At 59.7% G+C, this 18,106-nt stretch carries 11 protein-coding genes and 3 pseudogenes; 4 read left to right on the top strand and 10 right to left on the bottom strand.

Features of this window, described 5'->3' with window-relative positions; translation table 11 throughout:
• Positions 1 to 985: 985 nt before the first annotated feature.
• Entirely contained in the window at positions 986 to 2,806 is a 1,821-nt protein-coding gene (gene typA, locus B9Y59_RS07300) for a translational GTPase TypA (protein WP_085532657.1), read from the top strand.
• A 47-nt stretch (positions 2,807 to 2,853) separates the two neighbouring features.
• The gene (locus B9Y59_RS07295) at positions 2,854 to 3,822 is read left to right on the top strand and encodes a 3'-5' exonuclease (RefSeq protein ID WP_085532655.1); all 969 of its coding nucleotides are present in this window, start codon (positions 2,854 to 2,856) and stop codon (positions 3,820 to 3,822) included.
• Between the two features lie 422 nt (positions 3,823 to 4,244).
• On the opposite strand, the gene B9Y59_RS07290 is transcribed toward B9Y59_RS07295, so the two are convergent.
• A complete protein-coding gene (locus tag B9Y59_RS07290; protein WP_158088977.1) occupies positions 4,245 to 6,047 on the bottom strand; it encodes an ABC transporter permease in 1,803 nt (600 codons plus the stop codon).
• 84 nt (positions 6,048 to 6,131) lie between these two features.
• Between B9Y59_RS07290 and B9Y59_RS15750 the strand changes: the two genes are divergently transcribed.
• Positions 6,132 to 6,545 (top strand): hypothetical protein, encoded by a 414-nt coding sequence (locus tag B9Y59_RS15750; protein WP_158088976.1) that lies wholly within the window; start codon positions 6,132 to 6,134, stop codon positions 6,543 to 6,545.
• Positions 6,546 to 6,967: 422 nt separating this feature from the next.
• On the opposite strand, the gene B9Y59_RS07285 is transcribed toward B9Y59_RS15750, so the two are convergent.
• The 9 genes and pseudogenes from B9Y59_RS07285 to B9Y59_RS07245 all read right to left on the bottom strand — a co-directional run bounded on the left by B9Y59_RS07285 (position 6,968) and on the right by B9Y59_RS07245 (position 16,173).
• Positions 6,968 to 9,316 carry an ABC transporter permease gene (locus tag B9Y59_RS07285; protein WP_085532651.1) on the bottom strand — a complete coding sequence of 783 codons (2,349 nt, stop codon included), beginning with the start codon at positions 9,314 to 9,316 and terminating at the stop codon, positions 6,968 to 6,970.
• Positions 9,313 to 9,579 (bottom strand): annotated as a pseudogene (locus tag B9Y59_RS07280) (ATP-binding cassette domain-containing protein); the annotation flags it as partial. The gene B9Y59_RS07285 and the pseudogene B9Y59_RS07280, both read right to left, overlap by 4 nt.
• 59 nt (positions 9,580 to 9,638) lie before the next feature.
• A pseudogene (locus tag B9Y59_RS07275) lies at positions 9,639 to 9,905 on the bottom strand (ABC transporter ATP-binding protein); the annotation flags it as partial.
• A 59-nt stretch (positions 9,906 to 9,964) separates the two neighbouring features.
• Complete coding sequence (locus B9Y59_RS07270) at positions 9,965 to 10,648, bottom strand: ABC transporter ATP-binding protein (RefSeq protein ID WP_085532649.1); 684 nt, start codon at positions 10,646 to 10,648, stop codon at positions 9,965 to 9,967.
• An 82-nt stretch (positions 10,649 to 10,730) separates the two neighbouring features.
• Complete coding sequence (locus tag B9Y59_RS07265; protein ID WP_158088975.1) at positions 10,731 to 11,978, bottom strand: sensor histidine kinase; 1,248 nt, start codon at positions 11,976 to 11,978, stop codon at positions 10,731 to 10,733.
• Positions 11,957 to 12,655, bottom strand: a complete 699-nt coding sequence (locus B9Y59_RS07260) for a response regulator transcription factor (RefSeq protein ID WP_054325061.1) — start codon at positions 12,653 to 12,655, stop codon at positions 11,957 to 11,959. Before B9Y59_RS07260 ends, B9Y59_RS07265 begins: the two co-directional genes overlap by 22 nt.
• A gap of 1,334 nt (positions 12,656 to 13,989) precedes the next feature.
• Positions 13,990 to 14,166, bottom strand: a pseudogene (locus B9Y59_RS07255) (ATP-binding cassette domain-containing protein); the annotation flags it as partial.
• Between the two features lie 82 nt (positions 14,167 to 14,248).
• Positions 14,249 to 15,496 (bottom strand): sensor histidine kinase, encoded by a 1,248-nt coding sequence (locus B9Y59_RS07250; protein WP_158088975.1) that lies wholly within the window; start codon positions 15,494 to 15,496, stop codon positions 14,249 to 14,251.
• Positions 15,475 to 16,173 (bottom strand): response regulator transcription factor, encoded by a 699-nt coding sequence (locus tag B9Y59_RS07245; protein ID WP_085532647.1) that lies wholly within the window; start codon positions 16,171 to 16,173, stop codon positions 15,475 to 15,477. Before B9Y59_RS07245 ends, B9Y59_RS07250 begins: the two co-directional genes overlap by 22 nt.
• A 409-nt stretch (positions 16,174 to 16,582) precedes the next feature.
• On the opposite strand from B9Y59_RS07245, the gene B9Y59_RS15745 reads away from it, so the two are divergent.
• The coding region (locus B9Y59_RS15745; protein WP_198945599.1) for a hypothetical protein at positions 16,583 to 18,106 on the top strand (1,524 nt) is incomplete at its 3' end.

Genomic DNA, 18,106 nt, shown 5'->3' with positions numbered 1-18,106 from the left:
GCGGGAACGTCCAAAGGCAAACTGGGCGCTTTTGACCGGCCTGACGCTGGGGAAGGGATTTTGGGCAAGGGGAATTGGACAGGGGCTTCTTAGATGAAAGGCTTCCTTTGGGTAAGGAGGCTTGGCTACGGGTCTTTTGGGCCAGGGAGGCGTGCATAGGAAGCGTTCTTGGACAGAGGTTTTTAGCCAGAGAGCTTCTTCTTAGCCAGAAAGACTTTTATGGACAAGGGCCTTGGCTACGGGCCTTTTGAGCCAGGGGGGCTTGCATAGGAAGCCTTCTTGGACAGAGGTTTTTTAGCTAGAGAGCTTCTTAGCCAAAAAGTCTCCTGGACAGAGGACTTCCTTGCCAGAAAGTTTCCTGGTACAGAGGGCCGCCTGGCCAGCCGCCATGAGGCCTTCGAAGCCTGGAAAGGTGGAAGGCACAAAGGGGAAGGTAACGGGAACGTCCAAAGGCAAACTGGGCGCTTTTGACCGGCCTGGCGCTGGGGAAGGGATTTTGGGCAAGGGGACTTGGACAGGGGCTTCTTAGATGAAAGGCTTCCTNAAGGAGGCAAAGAGATTTACCGCCTTTGGTGAAAGAAAGCGGGCCTTCGCAGAAACGAGGGGCTTCGGCTGGAAGAAGCAAGAGAAAGCAAAGAGATTTGCCGCCTGTGGTGGAAGAAAGCGGGCCTTTGCAGGAGCGGGAGGCCTGCGGCTGGAAGAAGCAAGAGGAGGCAAAAGATTTGCCGCCTGTGGCGAAAGAAAGCGGGCTTTCGCAGGAGCGAGGGGCTTCGGCTGGAAGAAGCAAGAGGAGGCAAAAGACTTGCCGCCTTTGTGGAAGGAACCTTATAAAACTTGCAGAATATAAAGAGGATGGGCATCCGTGCAAATGTCTGGAAAAGTGTGGCCGTCCGTGCAGAAAATTTTATGACAAAATCCATACCACTGTTGCGTGGATTATGCTATAATATAAACGTTTGTGAATTTTAAAGAAGAGGGATCATATATGGATGTAAGAAATGACCTGAGAAATATCGCCATCATCGCCCACGTCGACCACGGAAAAACAACCCTGGTGGACCAGCTTCTCAAACAGAGCGGCATCTTCCGCGCTAACCAGGAGGTCGCGGAGCGCGTGATGGACTCCAACGACCTGGAACGGGAACGCGGTATCACCATCCTGTCCAAGAATACAGCGGTCATCTATCAGGATACAAAGATCAACATCGTCGACACGCCTGGACACGCCGACTTTGGCGGCGAGGTGGAACGCATCCTCATGATGGTGGACGGCGTTCTGCTGCTGGTGGACGCCTTTGAAGGCTGCATGCCCCAGACACGTTTTGTGCTCAAAAAGGCGTTGGGCCTCGGCAAAAAGCCCGTTGTGGTTGTAAATAAGATCGACCGCCCCGGCGCACGCCCGGCCGAGGTGGTGGACGAAGTGCTGGATCTCTTTATCGAGCTGGGGGCAAACGACGACCAGCTGGAGTTCCCGGTGGTGTACGCTTCCGGCCGCGACGGCTATGCTACGCTCGACCCGGCGGTGCCTGGAAAGGACATGAAGCCGCTGTTTGATATGATCCTTCGGGAAGTCCCCGCGCCTACAGGCGACCTGACCGGTCCGACACAGGTGCTTTTCTCCAACGTGGATTACGACGACTATGTGGGCCGCATTGGCATCGGCCGCGTGGAGCGCGGCGAGGTACACGACGGCGAGAATGTTGTGCTCTGCCACCGCGACGGTACGACGAAGAACGTCCGCGTGGTGAAACTCTATCAGTTCGAAGGGCTCAAGCGCGTCGAGGTGGAAAGCGCAAAGCTCGGCGACATTGTGGCGGTTTCCGGGATCACCGACTTGAACATCGGTGAAACCATCTGTTCCCCCGACTGTATTGAGCCGTTGCCCTTTGTCAAGATCGACGAACCCACGGTTTCCATGATCTTTATGGTCAACAACAGCCCGTTTGCAGGACGCGAGGGAAAATACGTCACCTCCCGCAACCTGCGCGACCGCCTCTTTAAAGAGGTCGAGACCAACGTCGCTATGCGCGTGGAGGAGACCGACACCACCGAGGCGTTCAAGGTCAGCGGCCGCGGAGAGCTGCACCTCTCGATTCTGATCGAGCAGATGCGCCGCCAGGGCTATGAGTTCCAGGTGTCCAGCCCGCAGGTCATCTACAAGGAGATCGACGGCAAGCGCTGCGAACCCATCGAACTCCTGATGATCGAGGTGCCGGACAGTTACGTCGGCGCCGTCATGGAGAAGCTCGGTTCCCGCAAGGCCGAAATCGTCAATATGGGCACCCGCGACACCGGCGTCACCCACTTGGAGTTTAAAATTCCAGCGCGCGGCCTGATGGGCTATCGCCAGGAATTCCTCAGCGATACCAATGGAAACGGCATCATGAACAACGTGTTCGATTCCTATGAGCCGTACAAGGGCGACTTGCAGAGCCGCCAGCAGGGTTCCCTGATCGCGCATGAGACCGGCGAGACCACCGGCTATGGCCTTTGGCAGGCGCAGGACCGCGGCCGGATGTTTGTCGGCCCCGGCCTGGAGGTCTACGAGGGAATGGTCGTCGGCGTCAGTCCCAAGAGCGAGGACATTGTGGTGAACGTCTGCAAGAAAAAACACGTCACCAACACCCGCGCCTCCGGCTCGGACGAGGCGCTTAAGCTCGTCCCGCCCAGTATCCTCAGCCTTGAGCAGTGCCTCGAGTTTATTAAAAACGACGAGCTCGTCGAAGTGACGCCCAAGAGCATCCGCATGCGCAAAAAAATCCTCGACAAGGAAACCCGCATGAAGATGGCTAGCCGGAACAAATAATCCCGCGCAAATCCCCGCTTAGAGGACTTGGAGGTACGGCCGATCCTATGAATTTTGTAATACTCGACCTGGAATGGAATGGCACCTACAGCCGCCGCATCAAGAGCTTCATCAACGAGATCATCGAGTTCGGCGCGGTCAAGGTGGACGAACAACTGCATATCATCGACACCTTTGAGGCGTTGGTCCGTCCGCAGGTGGGGAAGAAGATCAGCGGCAAGATCCGCACGCTCACAAGCATCACCAACGAGGAACTCGCCGGAGGCCTGCAATATATGCAGGTCATCAGCCGGTTTAAAAAATGGATGGGCGACGCGATCCTCATGACCTGGGGAACGTCCGACATCCTCGCCTTGATCGAAAATTGTCGCTACTTCTGCGGCAATGAGCGTATCCCGTTTTTGCAATACTATGTCAATTTACAGGCCTACTGCGAGGAAATGCTCCACTACGACAAAACCCAACAGATGGGGCTCTCCACTTCGGCGCAGCTTTTGGAGATCGATGAGGATGGCTTTGACCATCACCGCGCCTTGGGCGACAGCCTGCTCTCCCTGCGCTGCCTACAAAAGCTCTACACCCCCGAAAGCCTTACGCCCTTTGTGCAGGAGGCCGATGCGGAGTTTTACCGGCGCATCCAGTTTAAGACCGTCGTGATCTGCGACCTGTCCAATCCGTTGATTAAGCGCAGCGATATGCTCTTCAACTGCGACGTGTGCGGGCGGCGTGCACACCGCGTGAGTGAGTGGCAGCTCAAAAACAAGAGCTACCGCGCGGAATTTCTCTGCCGCCATTGCCAGCACCGGTTCTTCGGCCGGGTGCAGTTTAAGCTCAAGTATGAAGGATTGATCGTGAAAAAGTACATCCTTCCCTTCCGCGAAAAGCCCAAGGATGAGCGCCCGAAAGATGCGCTTCCCTCGGATTCGGCGGCGCAACCGCACGCTCCGGCAAAGCCTTCCGCAAAAGGGACGCCGGAGGACGATTCGCCGGTCGGGAGTGGAAATCCGAAAGGTTGAGAAAATCGCCCGAAAGGCAGCATACAGCGATAGAGAACCCCCTCAAGGGATGAACGGAGACGTTCATTCTTTGAGGGGGTTGTTTTTTGTTGGGATTGTGTGATTCTCCTTCAGCTTGGCGCGGGGAAGGTGGGCCCGGTGGGGAAAAGCGGCTTTGCAGGGGATTGTACATCGCCGGGAAAGGCGGGGGTTATCCAAAGTGTGGAGTTGCCGGACTGAGGGCGGAATAAACCATGATCATTCCATAGAAATGTTGCCTGACGCGCAACATCGAGTATGGGTTAAGACGAAAGAAGCCATGCAGGGGAATGGGAACAGCCCCACAGCCTCTGCATGGCGTATGAAACGTCTGCTGTTTTGCCCGCCTATTATCCTATTATAATAAACGGAGTGGAATCGAACATCTTGGAAGGGGTTCGGGCCTACTCGGCATGGATGGTTTCGACGATGGACAGGCGGCGAATGCGCCGGGACGGCCCCCGGACCGCCAGGGCCGCGGACAACGCCACCAACAGCACGATCAGTACCAGCGACGCCCAGGGGACATACCAGGGAGTTCCCCAATTGGCCGTGACCGTGTGCTCATAGAGAAAGCGGTTCAATGGAATGCCCACCGCACACCCTACCAGGATACCGGCCCCCGCATAGGCTGCCGCTTCGGCGGCCACCATCCGCGTGAATTGCCGCATGCTCATCCCGATGGCGCGCATAGCTCCATACTGCCGTAGCCGCGCCGACACGCTCATCGAAATGCTGTTCACAATGTTGAACACCGAAATCAGGGCGATTACCGCCAGGAAACCATAGACAAACAGCGCGAAGGAAACATATGCGCCGATCGCCTCGCGGTTCCCGCGCCGCTGGTCGGAGAAGGTGACGCCGCTGCCCGCTAGATTGCGAATCGCCTGTACATCCGCGTCGGCCGCATCGCTGGTCAGCTGTAGATCGAGAATCGTATAGCCGTTCTGCCCGGTCAACGCGCGGAAGGTCTCCTCCGAGCAGATGAAAATCCGTACGCCCGGTTCACTTTGAAACGGACAATCGGACAGGACGCCCACAACGGGAAGCGTTTGCGTTCCGGTCCCAAAGTCCGCGGAGACGGTGCTGCCGGAGTGCGGCGCAATCCCCCCATCGTAGACCGCGAGGAGGCCGTTCCCATTCATGGCTTCGGCGACCGAACCCTCCAATAGAGAGCCCGCCGCCCAGCCGAACTGGTGTTCCTCGTAGGAGATCAGGTCCACCGTCCCCGCCTGCCCGTCGATTGCCGCCGGGACGCCGTAGGCGAACATCCGCCCATATACCCGCTTGACCACCGGATTCTCCGCGAGCTGGCGCGCCCATTCGGATGGGATGGTGCACGTCCGGTCCGCGCTGACGATCGACAGGTCGGGCGAATACGGCCGGAGCGGCGTGAGGGAATGGTGCATGAAGTCCACAGCCATGGTGAACGCCAGAAACAGGATGATGCTGAATGCAAAGGAACCCGCCATCAGGAAAAAGCCCTTTTTGCCTGCGGTGGCGTGGCGAAAACCGAGCGCCGTTTCCACCCGGTACAAGCGCGTATTCGCTGCCCGCCGCACTGCCTGCACGGGGAGGGCATTCCCGGAGAGCGCACACAGGGGGGAGACCTTCGACGCGCGGCGCGCGGGCGCTTGCGCCGCAAGCAGGACGGTCACCAGACCGATCACTGCCCCGCAGGCGATGCCGATGCCGCTGATCCCGAAGGAAGGCATCCCCGCAAAATAGGTGGGGCTGAGCTTCACCAGCAGCGCGCAGAGCGCCCAGACGAGCGCCGTACCCGCTGCAAGCCCCAGTGGGACCGCCGTCTTACACCAGTTCAACGCCTCCAGCCGGACAAAGCGGATCACCTGCTTGCGCGTCGCCCCCAGACACCGCAGCAGCCCAAAGAACGAGGTCCTCTGCGCGATGTTGCTGTTCAGGCTGCTGGCGATCATCAGCACGCCTGCCGCCGCCACCAACAGGGCCAACACCGCCGCCGTCAGATACAATTGCAGCATCAGGGGGTCGTCGCTCTGGCCCATCAGCCCCAACAGTTTCCCATAGGGAAGGGCCTGTTCGTCGTGCAGGTGCAGCTCTGTTTTAATATCCTCTGTCACCTGCAAAATGCGGCACAGTGGCGAAAATTGCACGTAATAGACCGAATCGGCGTCCTGCGCCGCAGTATCGGAAAAATAGGCGCGAAAAGCCTCTATGTTCATAATCATGCCGAGCGCATCCTGCCGATCCAGCATGGCGGTGTTGGACACAAAGCCCGTGACCGTCAGGTCGANGAAAGCCTTACGCCCTTTGTGCAGGAGGCCGATGCGGAGTTTTACCGGCGCATCCAGTTTAAGACCGTCGTGATCTGCGACCTGTCCAATCCGTTGATTAAGCGCAGCGATATGCTCTTCAACTGCGACGTGTGCGGGCGGCGTGCACACCGCGTGAGTGAGTGGCAGCTCAAAAACAAGAGCTACCGCGCGGAATTTCTCTGCCGCCATTGCCAGCACCGGTTCTTCGGCCGGGTGCAGTTTAAGCTCAAGTATGAAGGATTGATCGTGAAAAAGTACATCCTTCCCTTCCGCGAAAAGCCCAAGGATGAGCGCCCGAAAGATGCGCTTCCCTCGGATTCGGCGGCGCAACCGCACGCTCCGGCAAAGCCTTCCGCAAAAGGGACGCCGGAGGACGATTCGCCGGTCGGGAGTGGAAATCCGAAAGGTTGAGAAAATCGCCCGAAAGGCAGCATACAGCGATAGAGAACCCCCTCAAGGGATGAACGGAGACGTTCATTCTTTGAGGGGGTTGTTTTTTGTTGGGATTGTGTGATTCTCCTTCAGCTTGGCGCGGGGAAGGTGGGCCCGGTGGGGAAAAGCGGCTTTGCAGGGGATTGTACATCGCCGGGAAAGGCGGGGGTTATCCAAAGTGTGGAGTTGCCGGACTGAGGGCGGAATAAACCATGATCATTCCATAGAAATGTTGCCTGACGCGCAACATCGAGTATGGGTTAAGACGAAAGAAGCCATGCAGGGGAATGGGAACAGCCCCACAGCCTCTGCATGGCGTATGAAACGTCTGCTGTTTTGCCCGCCTATTATCCTATTATAATAAACGGAGTGGAATCGAACATCTTGGAAGGGGTTCGGGCCTACTCGGCATGGATGGTTTCGACGATGGACAGGCGGCGAATGCGCCGGGACGGCCCCCGGACCGCCAGGGCCGCGGACAACGCCACCAACAGCACGATCAGTACCAGCGACGCCCAGGGGACATACCAGGGAGTTCCCCAATTGGCCGTGACCGTGTGCTCATAGAGAAAGCGGTTCAATGGAATGCCCACCGCACACCCTACCAGGATACCGGCCCCCGCATAGGCTGCCGCTTCGGCGGCCACCATCCGCGTGAATTGCCGCATGCTCATCCCGATGGCGCGCATAGCTCCATACTGCCGTAGCCGCGCCGACACGCTCATCGAAATGCTGTTCACAATGTTGAACACCGAAATCAGGGCGATTACCGCCAGGAAACCATAGACAAACAGCGCGAAGGAAACATATGCGCCGATCGCCTCGCGGTTCCCGCGCCGCTGGTCGGAGAAGGTGACGCCGCTGCCCGCTAGATTGCGAATCGCCTGTACATCCGCGTCGGCCGCATCGCTGGTCAGCTGTAGATCGAGAATCGTATAGCCGTTCTGCCCGGTCAACGCGCGGAAGGTCTCCTCCGAGCAGATGAAAATCCGTACGCCCGGTTCACTTTGAAACGGACAATCGGACAGGACGCCCACAACGGGAAGCGTTTGCGTTCCGGTCCCAAAGTCCGCGGAGACGGTGCTGCCGGAGTGCGGCGCAATCCCCCCATCGTAGACCGCGAGGAGGCCGTTCCCATTCATGGCTTCGGCGACCGAACCCTCCAATAGAGAGCCCGCCGCCCAGCCGAACTGGTGTTCCTCGTAGGAGATCAGGTCCACCGTCCCCGCCTGCCCGTCGATTGCCGCCGGGACGCCGTAGGCGAACATCCGCCCATATACCCGCTTGACCACCGGATTCTCCGCGAGCTGGCGCGCCCATTCGGATGGGATGGTGCACGTCCGGTCCGCGCTGACGATCGACAGGTCGGGCGAATACGGCCGGAGCGGCGTGAGGGAATGGTGCATGAAGTCCACAGCCATGGTGAACGCCAGAAACAGGATGATGCTGAATGCAAAGGAACCCGCCATCAGGAAAAAGCCCTTTTTGCCTGCGGTGGCGTGGCGAAAACCGAGCGCCGTTTCCACCCGGTACAAGCGCGTATTCGCTGCCCGCCGCACTGCCTGCACGGGGAGGGCATTCCCGGAGAGCGCACACAGGGGGGAGACCTTCGACGCGCGGCGCGCGGGCGCTTGCGCCGCAAGCAGGACGGTCACCAGACCGATCACTGCCCCGCAGGCGATGCCGATGCCGCTGATCCCGAAGGAAGGCATCCCCGCAAAATAGGTGGGGCTGAGCTTCACCAGCAGCGCGCAGAGCGCCCAGACGAGCGCCGTACCCGCTGCAAGCCCCAGTGGGACCGCCGTCTTACACCAGTTCAACGCCTCCAGCCGGACAAAGCGGATCACCTGCTTGCGCGTCGCCCCCAGACACCGCAGCAGCCCAAAGAACGAGGTCCTCTGCGCGATGTTGCTGTTCAGGCTGCTGGCGATCATCAGCACGCCTGCCGCCGCCACCAACAGGGCCAACACCGCCGCCGTCAGATACAATTGCAGCATCAGGGGGTCGTCGCTCTGGCCCATCAGCCCCAACAGTTTCCCATAGGGAAGGGCCTGTTCGTCGTGCAGGTGCAGCTCTGTTTTAATATCCTCTGTCACCTGCAAAATGCGGCACAGTGGCGAAAATTGCACGTAATAGACCGAATCGGCGTCCTGCGCCGCAGTATCGGAAAAATAGGCGCGAAAAGCCTCTATGTTCATAATCATGCCGAGCGCATCCTGCCGATCCAGCATGGCGGTGTTGGACACAAAGCCCGTGACCGTCAGGTCGAGATCCCTCCCGTCCGGGGTGTGCAGCTGGACGGCGTCGCCCACCTGTATCCCCAGGCGCGTCCGGGCCCCCTGGGTCAGCAGGACGCCGTCGCCTTCGGCGGGGAAAGCGCCTTCCTCCAGCCGGGCAGAGGGGAAAATCTCCCACCATGCCGCATCGACGCCGGCGATTGCCGTCTCAATTCCGGACAAGGTATATCCTTCATTGCCGTCGTAATTCAACACGCCGTACCAGGACGACGCCTCCACCTCCGGCCGTGCGGCAATCTTTGCCGCTTGCTCATCTGTGATGTCCCGGAACGCAATCTGCCAATTGCCGCCGTCTAAAATCGCCTGCTGCCGCTGCGACCGCAATTCCATATCCGCCATTCCGAAGATCGCTGTCACGAGGAACACGGCCAGAAAGATGCAGAGCCGTGTCATCCGGCTCTGCTTGCGCCGCCGCCGGGCCAAAATAGGGATAAGGCTTAAATATCGTTTCATTCCTGCACCCCTCCCAAATCGCAAAGCGTTCCGTCCGTGACGCGCAGGACCCGGTCCACCGAGGACGTCAGGTGCACGTTGTGGGTAATCATCAGAACGGTCTGCCGGCAATGGCGCGAAGCCTGATACAGCAGGTCAGTCACATCGCGGCTGTTTTTGGAGTCCAGGTTCCCCGTCGGCTCATCGGCAAGGACCAGCATGGGTTTGGTGATGAGCGCACGCCCGATGGCCACGCGCGGTTGTTGTCCGCCCGAAAGCGGACTGGACTGGCAGCACGGGACCAAAAACGGAAGAGCGCGCGGGGAACGTTGTTCCTTGTATATCATTCCTGCACCCCTCCCAGATCACAAAGCGTCCCGTCTGTGACGCGCAGGACCCGGTCCACCGAGGACGTCAGGTGCACGTTGTGGGGAATCGTCCGCACGGTCTGCCGGCAATGGCGCGAAGCCTGATACAGCAGGTCGATCACATCGCGGCTGTTTTTGGAGTCCAGGTTCCCCGTCGGCTCACCGGCAAGAACCAGCATGGGTTTGGTGATGAGGGCACGCCCGATGGCCACGCGCGGTTGCTGCCCGCCTGAAAGCGGACTGGACTGGCAGCACGGGACCAAAGATCGGGGGACGAGCGGGGAACGTTGTTCCTTGTATATCATTCCTGCACCCCTCCCAAATCACAAAGCGTTCCGTCCGTGACGCGCAGGACCCGGTCCACCGAGGACGTCAGGTGCACGTTGTGGGTAATCATCAGAACGGTCTGCCGGTAGTGGCGCGAAGCCTGATACAACAGGTCGATCACATCGCGGCTGTTTTTGGAGTCCAGGTTCCCCGTCGGCTCATCGGCAAGGACCAGCATGGGTTTGGTGATGAGCGCACGCCCGATGGCCACGCGCTGTTGCTGCCCGCCCGAAAGCTGGCTGGGCAGGTGATGGCGGCGGTCCATCAGGCCCAACACCCACAAAAGCTCCTCCACGCGCGTTGCATCCGGCCGCCGGCCGTCCAGCAGGAGCGGAAAGACGATGTTTTGCTCCACGGTCAACTCCTCCACCAGCTGGAAGGACTGGAAGATAAATCCGATATTCTGCCGCCGGAACACCGTCCGCTGGCTCTCTTTCATCGCAAACAAGTCCCGCCCATCCAGGTAGACGTGCCCGGAGGACGGCTCCTCCAAACCGCCAATACAGTGCAGCAGCGTGCTCTTTCCAGAGCCGGATTCCCCGACGACTGCCGTGAACTCGCCCTTCTCCATTGTGAAGGAGACGTCCTTCAGCGCGTCCACCTTGGCTTCACCTCTGCCGTATACCTTACAGAGATGTTCCACTCGCAATACTTCCATTTTTGGGTTACCTCCTTTATTCGACCGAAATTCGATCGTCTTCAGGATACCACGCGCACCTTACGCCCCGGTGAACGCCAGCTTACAGTTTTGTCAGGAAGGACAGGGTGAAGGCAGTCCCGCGGCCGGGGGCGCTCTCCACCGTCAGGATACCGCCCTGCCCCTCCACGATCGATTTCGCCAGGGGCAGACCCAAGCCCACCCCCTCCTGCGAGCTGCCGCCCCTGCCGCGGTAGAACCGCTTGAAAATATGGGGAAGTTCCTCCGGAGGAATACCGCACCCGTTGTCCGACACAATCAGGCGAAGCATCAGCGGCGAACGCTGCCACGACAGGCAGACCTCGCCCCCGGCCTCCGTATGGTCCAGCGCATTTTTGACCAGGTTGCCGACGGCTTCGCTGGTCCAAGCCAGGTCGCACAGGACCGGCTCCTCCGGCAAGCCCTCCCAACGGATGCGCTTGCCCTCCCGCTGTGCGCGCGTCGTGAGTTCCTCCGTCGCGCGGAGCAACACCTCCCCCATGGAATAAAGCTCCTTTTCAAAGGGGATGCTTCCCGCATCCAGGCGCATCACCTTCAGCAAGGTCCCGATCAGGTCCTCCATGCGGCGAAGCGCCTGCGCCGCCTTCTCGGAAAATTGCCGCACCGCTTCGGCGTTTTCCGGCTCTTCCAGCACAATCTCATTGTACATATGGAGCGCGGCCAACGGCGTCTTGAGCTGGTGGGAGATGTCCGAAAGCGCATCCTTGAGGAATTCTTTGGCACGGCGCTCCGCTTCGCCCTTCGATTCCAGCGCCATGGCCAATTCATCCACGGACGCGAGCAGGTGGGAAAACGCCCCCGTCCGGCCGCGCGGGAACCGGCTGTGAAAATCCCCGCGTGTGAACCGCTCCACGGACGCGCCTGCGCGCTGGAAAAGGCGGTCCAGCCTCGTCAGAAAGAGCAGGGAACCGCCCAACAGCGACAGCGCCAACAACAGCGATCCCCCCACGGCCATGGGCAGGGTCCGGGCGGCCGCCTCCCGGACCGCGGGAAAAAAGAGGGCCCCGGTCTGTTCCGTCCAGCCGGCCTCCCGCAAAAGGGCCGCGCCCTGCTCCGTCTCCTGCGCCTGCTTCAGCGCCCGGACAATGGCAACCGGGGGGACGTCCTCCTCCAGCAGGGACGATGCGAACGCCCGGTCGTGGGCGAGAAGCACCTCCTGTTCCGCCCGGACCCAGGCCGTCCCGCAAAATATCCCGAATCCGGTCAACAGCGCCAGGAATCCCAACAGAAATCCGAAATACCGGCGCAAGACCGCCTCCTGCAAAAAACTCATTCGCCCGCCTCCTTCCACTGATACCCCAGTCCGCGGATGGTCCGCAGGTATTCCGGATGGGATGGGTCGCGCTCCAGCTTGCCACGCAGACGCCGCATGTACACCGAAAGGGTGTTGTCGTCCACGAAGTTCCCATTCCCGTCCCAAAGCGCGTCCAACAACGCCCGGCGGGTTACAATCCGGTTTGCGTTCCGCACCAGGATGCACAAAAGCCGGTATTCCATCCCGGTCAGCTCCAACGGCCGCCCTTCCAGCGCCGCCTTGCTTCCCAACAGGTCGATTTGCAGCGGCCCGCTCCGCAGTACGGAGGGTTCCTCCTGCCGCGGCATCCCCGCCCGCCGCAGCAAAGCCCGGATGCGTGAACACAGCTCCCCGAGTTTGAAGGGCTTGGTCAGATAGTCGTCCCCGCCGCAGTCCAGCCCGCGGATGATGCTGGTCTCCTCGTCCGCCGCGGTCAAAAACAGGATCGGCGCCGTGCCGCCCGCCCGCCGTACCTGCTCGCACACCGCAAAGCCTGTGCCGTCCGGCAGGGTTACATCCAAAAGCAACAGCCCGTACGGCGGTTTTTCCGCCAGCAGGCGGTTCGCCTCCGCCACCGTCCGGGCGGCGTCCACCTCGTATCCATTTTTCCGCAGCACATATTGCAGGCCGTCGAGCAGAGCGCTGTCGTCTTCCAACAGGAGCAACCTGTCCATAAAATCCCCTCCTTGCGTCTATTCTCTCCGATTGTACCACACTTTTTGTGCGTTGGGCGATCAGCTTACAAAAGTGTAAGGATACGGCCCGCAGGCGGAGAGGAGCTTCCGGGGCGAACGGCCGCCTGTGCGTTCGATGAAAGAAATTTTAAGAAAATTTGTTCGAACCCCTTGCGTTTACAGAACAAATGTACTATGATAGATATGTCATCTAAAGATGCTGATTGCATTTATGTAAAAAAACGGGGCCGTGCCCCGGCGCAGGTCCGGCCGGTTTGCACGGACCGGCCTGCAAAAAGGAGGGACGTTGGATGAAGCAGCCGCAGAAAAATCGCCACACCCGGCAGGGGGGCGCCGGGCCGCCCCGCTGCCGCCTGTTTACAGATTTCTTTTGAAAAGGCGGTGCATTGTGTCGAGAATCAGCAAAAATGTTGCAGAGTATTTCCCGCATTTCGCTGCGGACAGCCGGACCAAAAGTATCTTGGAAAGCCGCTTCGGAAACGACGGCTATGCCTTTTGGTTTAAGCTGCTGGAACTGCTCTGTAAAACGGATGGGCACAGCTATGACTGCCGGAATGCGCTGGATTGGGAATACCTGCTCGGCTATACCAGGGTTTCTGCGGAGACCGCCGGGCAGATTCTGGATTTGCTCGCCGGGATGGGGAAGATCGACCAGCCTCTTTGGGCGGACGGACAGACGATCTGGTGTCAGGCGCTGGTGGAAAACTTGCGGCCCGTCTACGAAAAACGGCGGAGATTGCCGCCCGAAAAACCGCTTCTGGGGAGGGAATCCCCGGGCCGGGCGGATTATTTCCCCGAAAAGAAGCCTGGGAAGGATTTTTCTCCCCAAGCTGTGCCGGAAAAGCGACAAAGTAGAGGAAAGAAAAGTAGAGGGGAGAAGAGCAAAGAAGAATCCCCCTGTAGTCCCCCGGCAGGGGACTGGGGGACGTTTCCATCTGATGGAAGGGGGGAAAAGGCCGGAACGCAGGGTGAAGAGGTACAAGAATCGCAAGAGGCGCTTTGGACTGGTGGGAAGGCTGGAACAAAGGACGAAGGGGTGCAAGGAGCGCAAGAAGTGCTTCGGACTGGTGGGAAAGCTGGAATGCAGGACGAAGGGGCGCAAGGAGCGCAAGAGATACTTTGGACGAGCGGAAAGGACGGAACACGGGACGAAGAGGTGCAAGAATCGCAAGAGATACTTCGGACGGGCGGGAAGGCCGGAACGCAAGGCGAAGAAGTGCAAGAGGCGCAAGAGGCGCTTCGGACTGGTGGGAAGGCTGGAACGCAGGACGAAGAGGTGCAAGGAGCGCAAGAAGTGCTTCGGATGAATGGAAAGGCTGGAACGANCCGCCAATACAGTGCAGCAGCGTGCTCTTTCCAGAGCCGGATTCCCCGACGACTGCCGTGAACTCGCCCTTCTCCATTGTGAAGGAGACGTCCTTCAGCGCGTCCACCTTGGCTTCACCTCTGCCGTATACCTTACAGAGATGTTCCACTCGCAATACTTCCATTTTTGGGTTACCTCCTTTATTCGACCGAAATTCGATCGTCTTCAGGATACCACGCGCACCTTACGCCCCGGTGAACGCCAGCTTACAGTTTTGTCAGGAAGGACAGGGTGAAGGCAGTCCCGCGGCCGGGGGCGCTCTCCACCGTCAGGATACCGCCCTGCCCCTCCACGATCGATTTCGCCAGGGGCAGACCCAAGCCCACCCCCTCCTGCGAGCTGCCGCCCCTGCCGCGGTAGAACCGCTTGAAAATATGGGGAAGTTCCTCCGGAGGAATACCGCACCCGTTGTCCGACACAATCAGGCGAAGCATCAGCGGCGAACGCTGCCACGACAGGCAGACCTCGCCCCCGGCCTCCGTATGGTCCAGCGCATTTTTGACCAGGTTGCCGACGGCTTCGCTGGTCCAAGCCAGGTCGCACAGGACCGGCTCCTCCGGCAAGCCCTCCCAACGGATGCGCTTGCCCTCCCGCTGTGCGCGCGTCGTGAGTTCCTCCGTCGCGCGGAGCAACACCTCCCCCATGGAATAAAGCTCCTTTTCAAAGGGGATGCTTCCCGCATCCAGGCGCATCACCTTCAGCAAGGTCCCGATCAGGTCCTCCATGCGGCGAAGCGCCTGCGCCGCCTTCTCGGAAAATTGCCGCACCGCTTCGGCGTTTTCCGGCTCTTCCAGCACAATCTCATTGTACATATGGAGCGCGGCCAACGGCGTCTTGAGCTGGTGGGAGATGTCCGAAAGCGCATCCTTGAGGAATTCTTTGGCACGGCGCTCCGCTTCGCCCTTCGATTCCAGCGCCATGGCCAATTCATCCACGGACGCGAGCAGGTGGGAAAACGCCCCCGTCCGGCCGCGCGGGAACCGGCTGTGAAAATCCCCGCGTGTGAACCGCTCCACGGACGCGCCTGCGCGCTGGAAAAGGCGGTCCAGCCTCGTCAGAAAGAGCAGGGAACCGCCCAACAGCGACAGCGCCAACAACAGCGATCCCCCCACGGCCATGGGCAGGGTCCGGGCGGCCGCCTCCCGGACCGCGGGAAAAAAGAGGGCCCCGGTCTGTTCCGTCCAGCCGGCCTCCCGCAAAAGGGCCGCGCCCTGCTCCGTCTCCTGCGCCTGCTTCAGCGCCCGGACAATGGCAACCGGGGGGACGTCCTCCTCCAGCAGGGACGATGCGAACGCCCGGTCGTGGGCGAGAAGCACCTCCTGTTCCGCCCGGACCCAGGCCGTCCCGCAAAATATCCCGAATCCGGTCAACAGCGCCAGGAATCCCAACAGAAATCCGAAATACCGGCGCAAGACCGCCTCCTGCAAAAAACTCATTCGCCCGCCTCCTTCCACTGATACCCCAGTCCGCGGATGGTCCGCAGGTATTCCGGATGGGATGGGTCGCGCTCCAGCTTGCCACGCAGACGCCGCATGTACACCGAAAGGGTGTTGTCGTCCACGAAGTTCCCATTCCCGTCCCAAAGCGCGTCCAACAACGCCCGGCGGGTTACAATCCGGTTTGCGTTCCGCACCAGGATGCACAAAAGCCGGTATTCCATCCCGGTCAGCTCCAACGGCCGCCCTTCCAGCGCCGCCTTGCTTCCCAACAGGTCGATTTGCAGCGGCCCGCTCCGCAGTACGGAGGGTTCCTCCTGCCGCGGCATCCCCGCCCGCCGCAGCAAAGCCCGGATGCGTGAACACAGCTCCCCGAGTTTGAAGGGCTTGGTCAGATAGTCGTCCCCGCCGCAGTCCAGCCCGCGGATGATGCTGGTCTCCTCGTCCGCCGCGGTCAAAAACAGGATCGGCGCCGTGCCGCCCCCCCGCCGTACCTGCTCGCACACCGCAAAGCCTGTGCCGTCCGGCAGGGTTACATCCAAAAGCAACAGCCCGTACGGCGGTTTTTCCGCCAGCAGGCGGTTCGCCTCCGCCACCGTCCGGGCGGCGTCCACCTCGTATCCATTTTTCCGCAGCACATATTGCAGGCCGTCGAGCAGAGCGCTGTCGTCTTCCAACAGGAGCAACCTGTCCATAAAATCCCCTCCTTGCGTCTATTCTCTCCGATTGTACCACACTTTTTGTGCGTTGGGCGATCAGCTTACAAAAGTGTAAGGATACGGCCCGCAGGCGGAGAGGAGCTTCCGGGGCGAACGGCCGCCTGTGCGTTCGATGAAAGAAATTTTAAGAAAATTTGTTCGAACCCCTTGCGTTTACAGAACAAATGTACTATGATAGATATGTCATCTAAAGATGCTGATTGCATTTATGTAAAAAAACGGGGCCGTGCCCCGGCGCAGGTCCGGCCGGTTTGCACGGACCGGCCTGCAAAAAGGAGGGACGTTGGATGAAGCAGCCGCAGAAAAATCGCCACACCCGGCAGGGGGGCGCCGGGCCGCCCCGCTGCCGCCTGTTTACAGATTTCTTTTGAAAAGGCGGTGCATTGTGTCGAGAATCAGCAAAAATGTTGCAGAGTATTTCCCGCATTTCGCTGCGGACAGCCGGACCAAAAGTATCTTGGAAAGCCGCTTCGGAAACGACGGCTATGCCTTTTGGTTTAAGCTGCTGGAACTGCTCTGTAAAACGGATGGGCACAGCTATGACTGCCGGAATGCGCTGGATTGGGAATACCTGCTCGGCTATACCAGGGTTTCTGCGGAGACCGCCGGGCAGATTCTGGATTTGCTCGCCGGGATGGGGAAGATCGACCAGCCTCTTTGGGCGGACGGACAGACGATCTGGTGTCAGGCGCTGGTGGAAAACTTGCGGCCCGTCTACGAAAAACGGCGGAGATTGCCGCCCGAAAAACCGCTTCTGGGGAGGGAATCCCCGGGCCGGGCGGATTATTTCCCCGAAAAGAAGCCTGGGAAGGATTTTTCTCCCCAAGCTGTGCCGGAAAAGCGACAAAGTAGAGGAAAGAAAAGTAGAGGGGAGAAGAGCAAAGAAGAATCCCCCTGTAGTCCCCCGGCAGGGGACTGGGGGACGTTTCCATCTGATGGAAGGGGGGAAAAGGCCGGAACGCAGGGTGAAGAGGTACAAGAATCGCAAGAGGCGCTTTGGACTGGTGGGAAGGCTGGAACAAAGGACGAAGGGGTGCAAGGAGCGCAAGAAGTGCTTCGGACTGGTGGGAAAGCTGGAATGCAGGACGAAGGGGCGCAAGGAGCGCAAGAGATACTTTGGACGAGCGGAAAGGACGGAACACGGGACGAAGAGGTGCAAGAATCGCAAGAGATACTTCGGACGGGCGGGAAGGCCGGAACGCAAGGCGAAGAAGTGCAAGAGGCGCAAGAGGCGCTTCGGACTGGTGGGAAGGCTGGAACGCAGGACGAAGAGGTGCAAGGAGCGCAAGAAGTGCTTCGGATGAATGGAAAGGCTGGAACGAAGGGCGAAGAGGTGCAAAGAGCGCAAGAGGCGTTTCGGACTGGTGGGAAGGCTGGAATGCAGGACGAAGGGGTGCAAGGAGTACAAGAGACGTTTCGAACTGGTGGGAAGGCTGGAATGCAGAGCAAAGAAGTGCAAGAATCGCAAGAGGCGTTTCGGACTGGTGGGAAGGTCGGAATGCAGGACGAAGGGGCGCAAGGAGTACAAGAGACGTTTCGAACTGGGGGGAAGGCTGGAACACAGGGTGAAGGGGCGCAAGAGGCGCAAGAAGTGCTTCGCATGAGTTGGAAGCCTGGAACGAAGGGCGAAGAAGTGCAAGAATCGCAAGAGGTACTTCGGACTGGTGGGAAGGCTGGAACAAAGGGCGAAGAGGCGCAAGAATCGCAAGAGATACTTCGGACGGGCGGAAAGGACGGAACGAAGGGCGAAGAGGTGCAAGAATCGCAAGAAGTGCTTCGGACGAGTGGAAAGGCTGGAACGCAAGGCGAAGAAGTGCAAGAGGCGCAAGAGGTACTTCGGACTGGTGGGAAGGCTGGAACGCAGGACGAAGGGGTGCAAGGAGCGAAAGAGGCGCTTTGGACTGGCGGG

The organism is Anaeromassilibacillus sp. Marseille-P3371 (assembly GCF_900169665.1).
In the GTDB taxonomy this organism is placed as follows: Bacteria; Bacillota; Clostridia; order Oscillospirales; family Acutalibacteraceae; genus Anaeromassilibacillus.
The sequence above is the reverse complement of the archived record's forward strand: the minus strand, read 5'-3'. Positions and strand labels throughout refer to the sequence as shown.

What these genes read in the sequence shown, in the direction of transcription:
- typA (WP_085532657.1), top strand. Translation starts at nt 986, where the DNA reads ATGGATGTAAGAAATGACCTGAGAAATATCGCCATCATCGCCCACGTC.
- B9Y59_RS07295 (WP_085532655.1), top strand. Translation starts at nt 2,854, where the DNA reads ATGAATTTTGTAATACTCGACCTGGAATGGAATGGCACCTACAGCCGC.
- B9Y59_RS07290 (WP_158088977.1), bottom strand. Translation starts at nt 6,047, where the DNA reads ATGATTATGAACATAGAGGCTTTTCGCGCCTATTTTTCCGATACTGCG.
- B9Y59_RS07285 (WP_085532651.1), bottom strand. Translation starts at nt 9,316, where the DNA reads ATGAAACGATATTTAAGCCTTATCCCTATTTTGGCCCGGCGGCGGCGC.
- B9Y59_RS07270 (WP_085532649.1), bottom strand. Translation starts at nt 10,648, where the DNA reads ATGGAAGTATTGCGAGTGGAACATCTCTGTAAGGTATACGGCAGAGGT.
- B9Y59_RS07260 (WP_054325061.1), bottom strand. Translation starts at nt 12,655, where the DNA reads ATGGACAGGTTGCTCCTGTTGGAAGACGACAGCGCTCTGCTCGACGGC.
- B9Y59_RS07245 (WP_085532647.1), bottom strand. Translation starts at nt 16,173, where the DNA reads ATGGACAGGTTGCTCCTGTTGGAAGACGACAGCGCTCTGCTCGACGGC.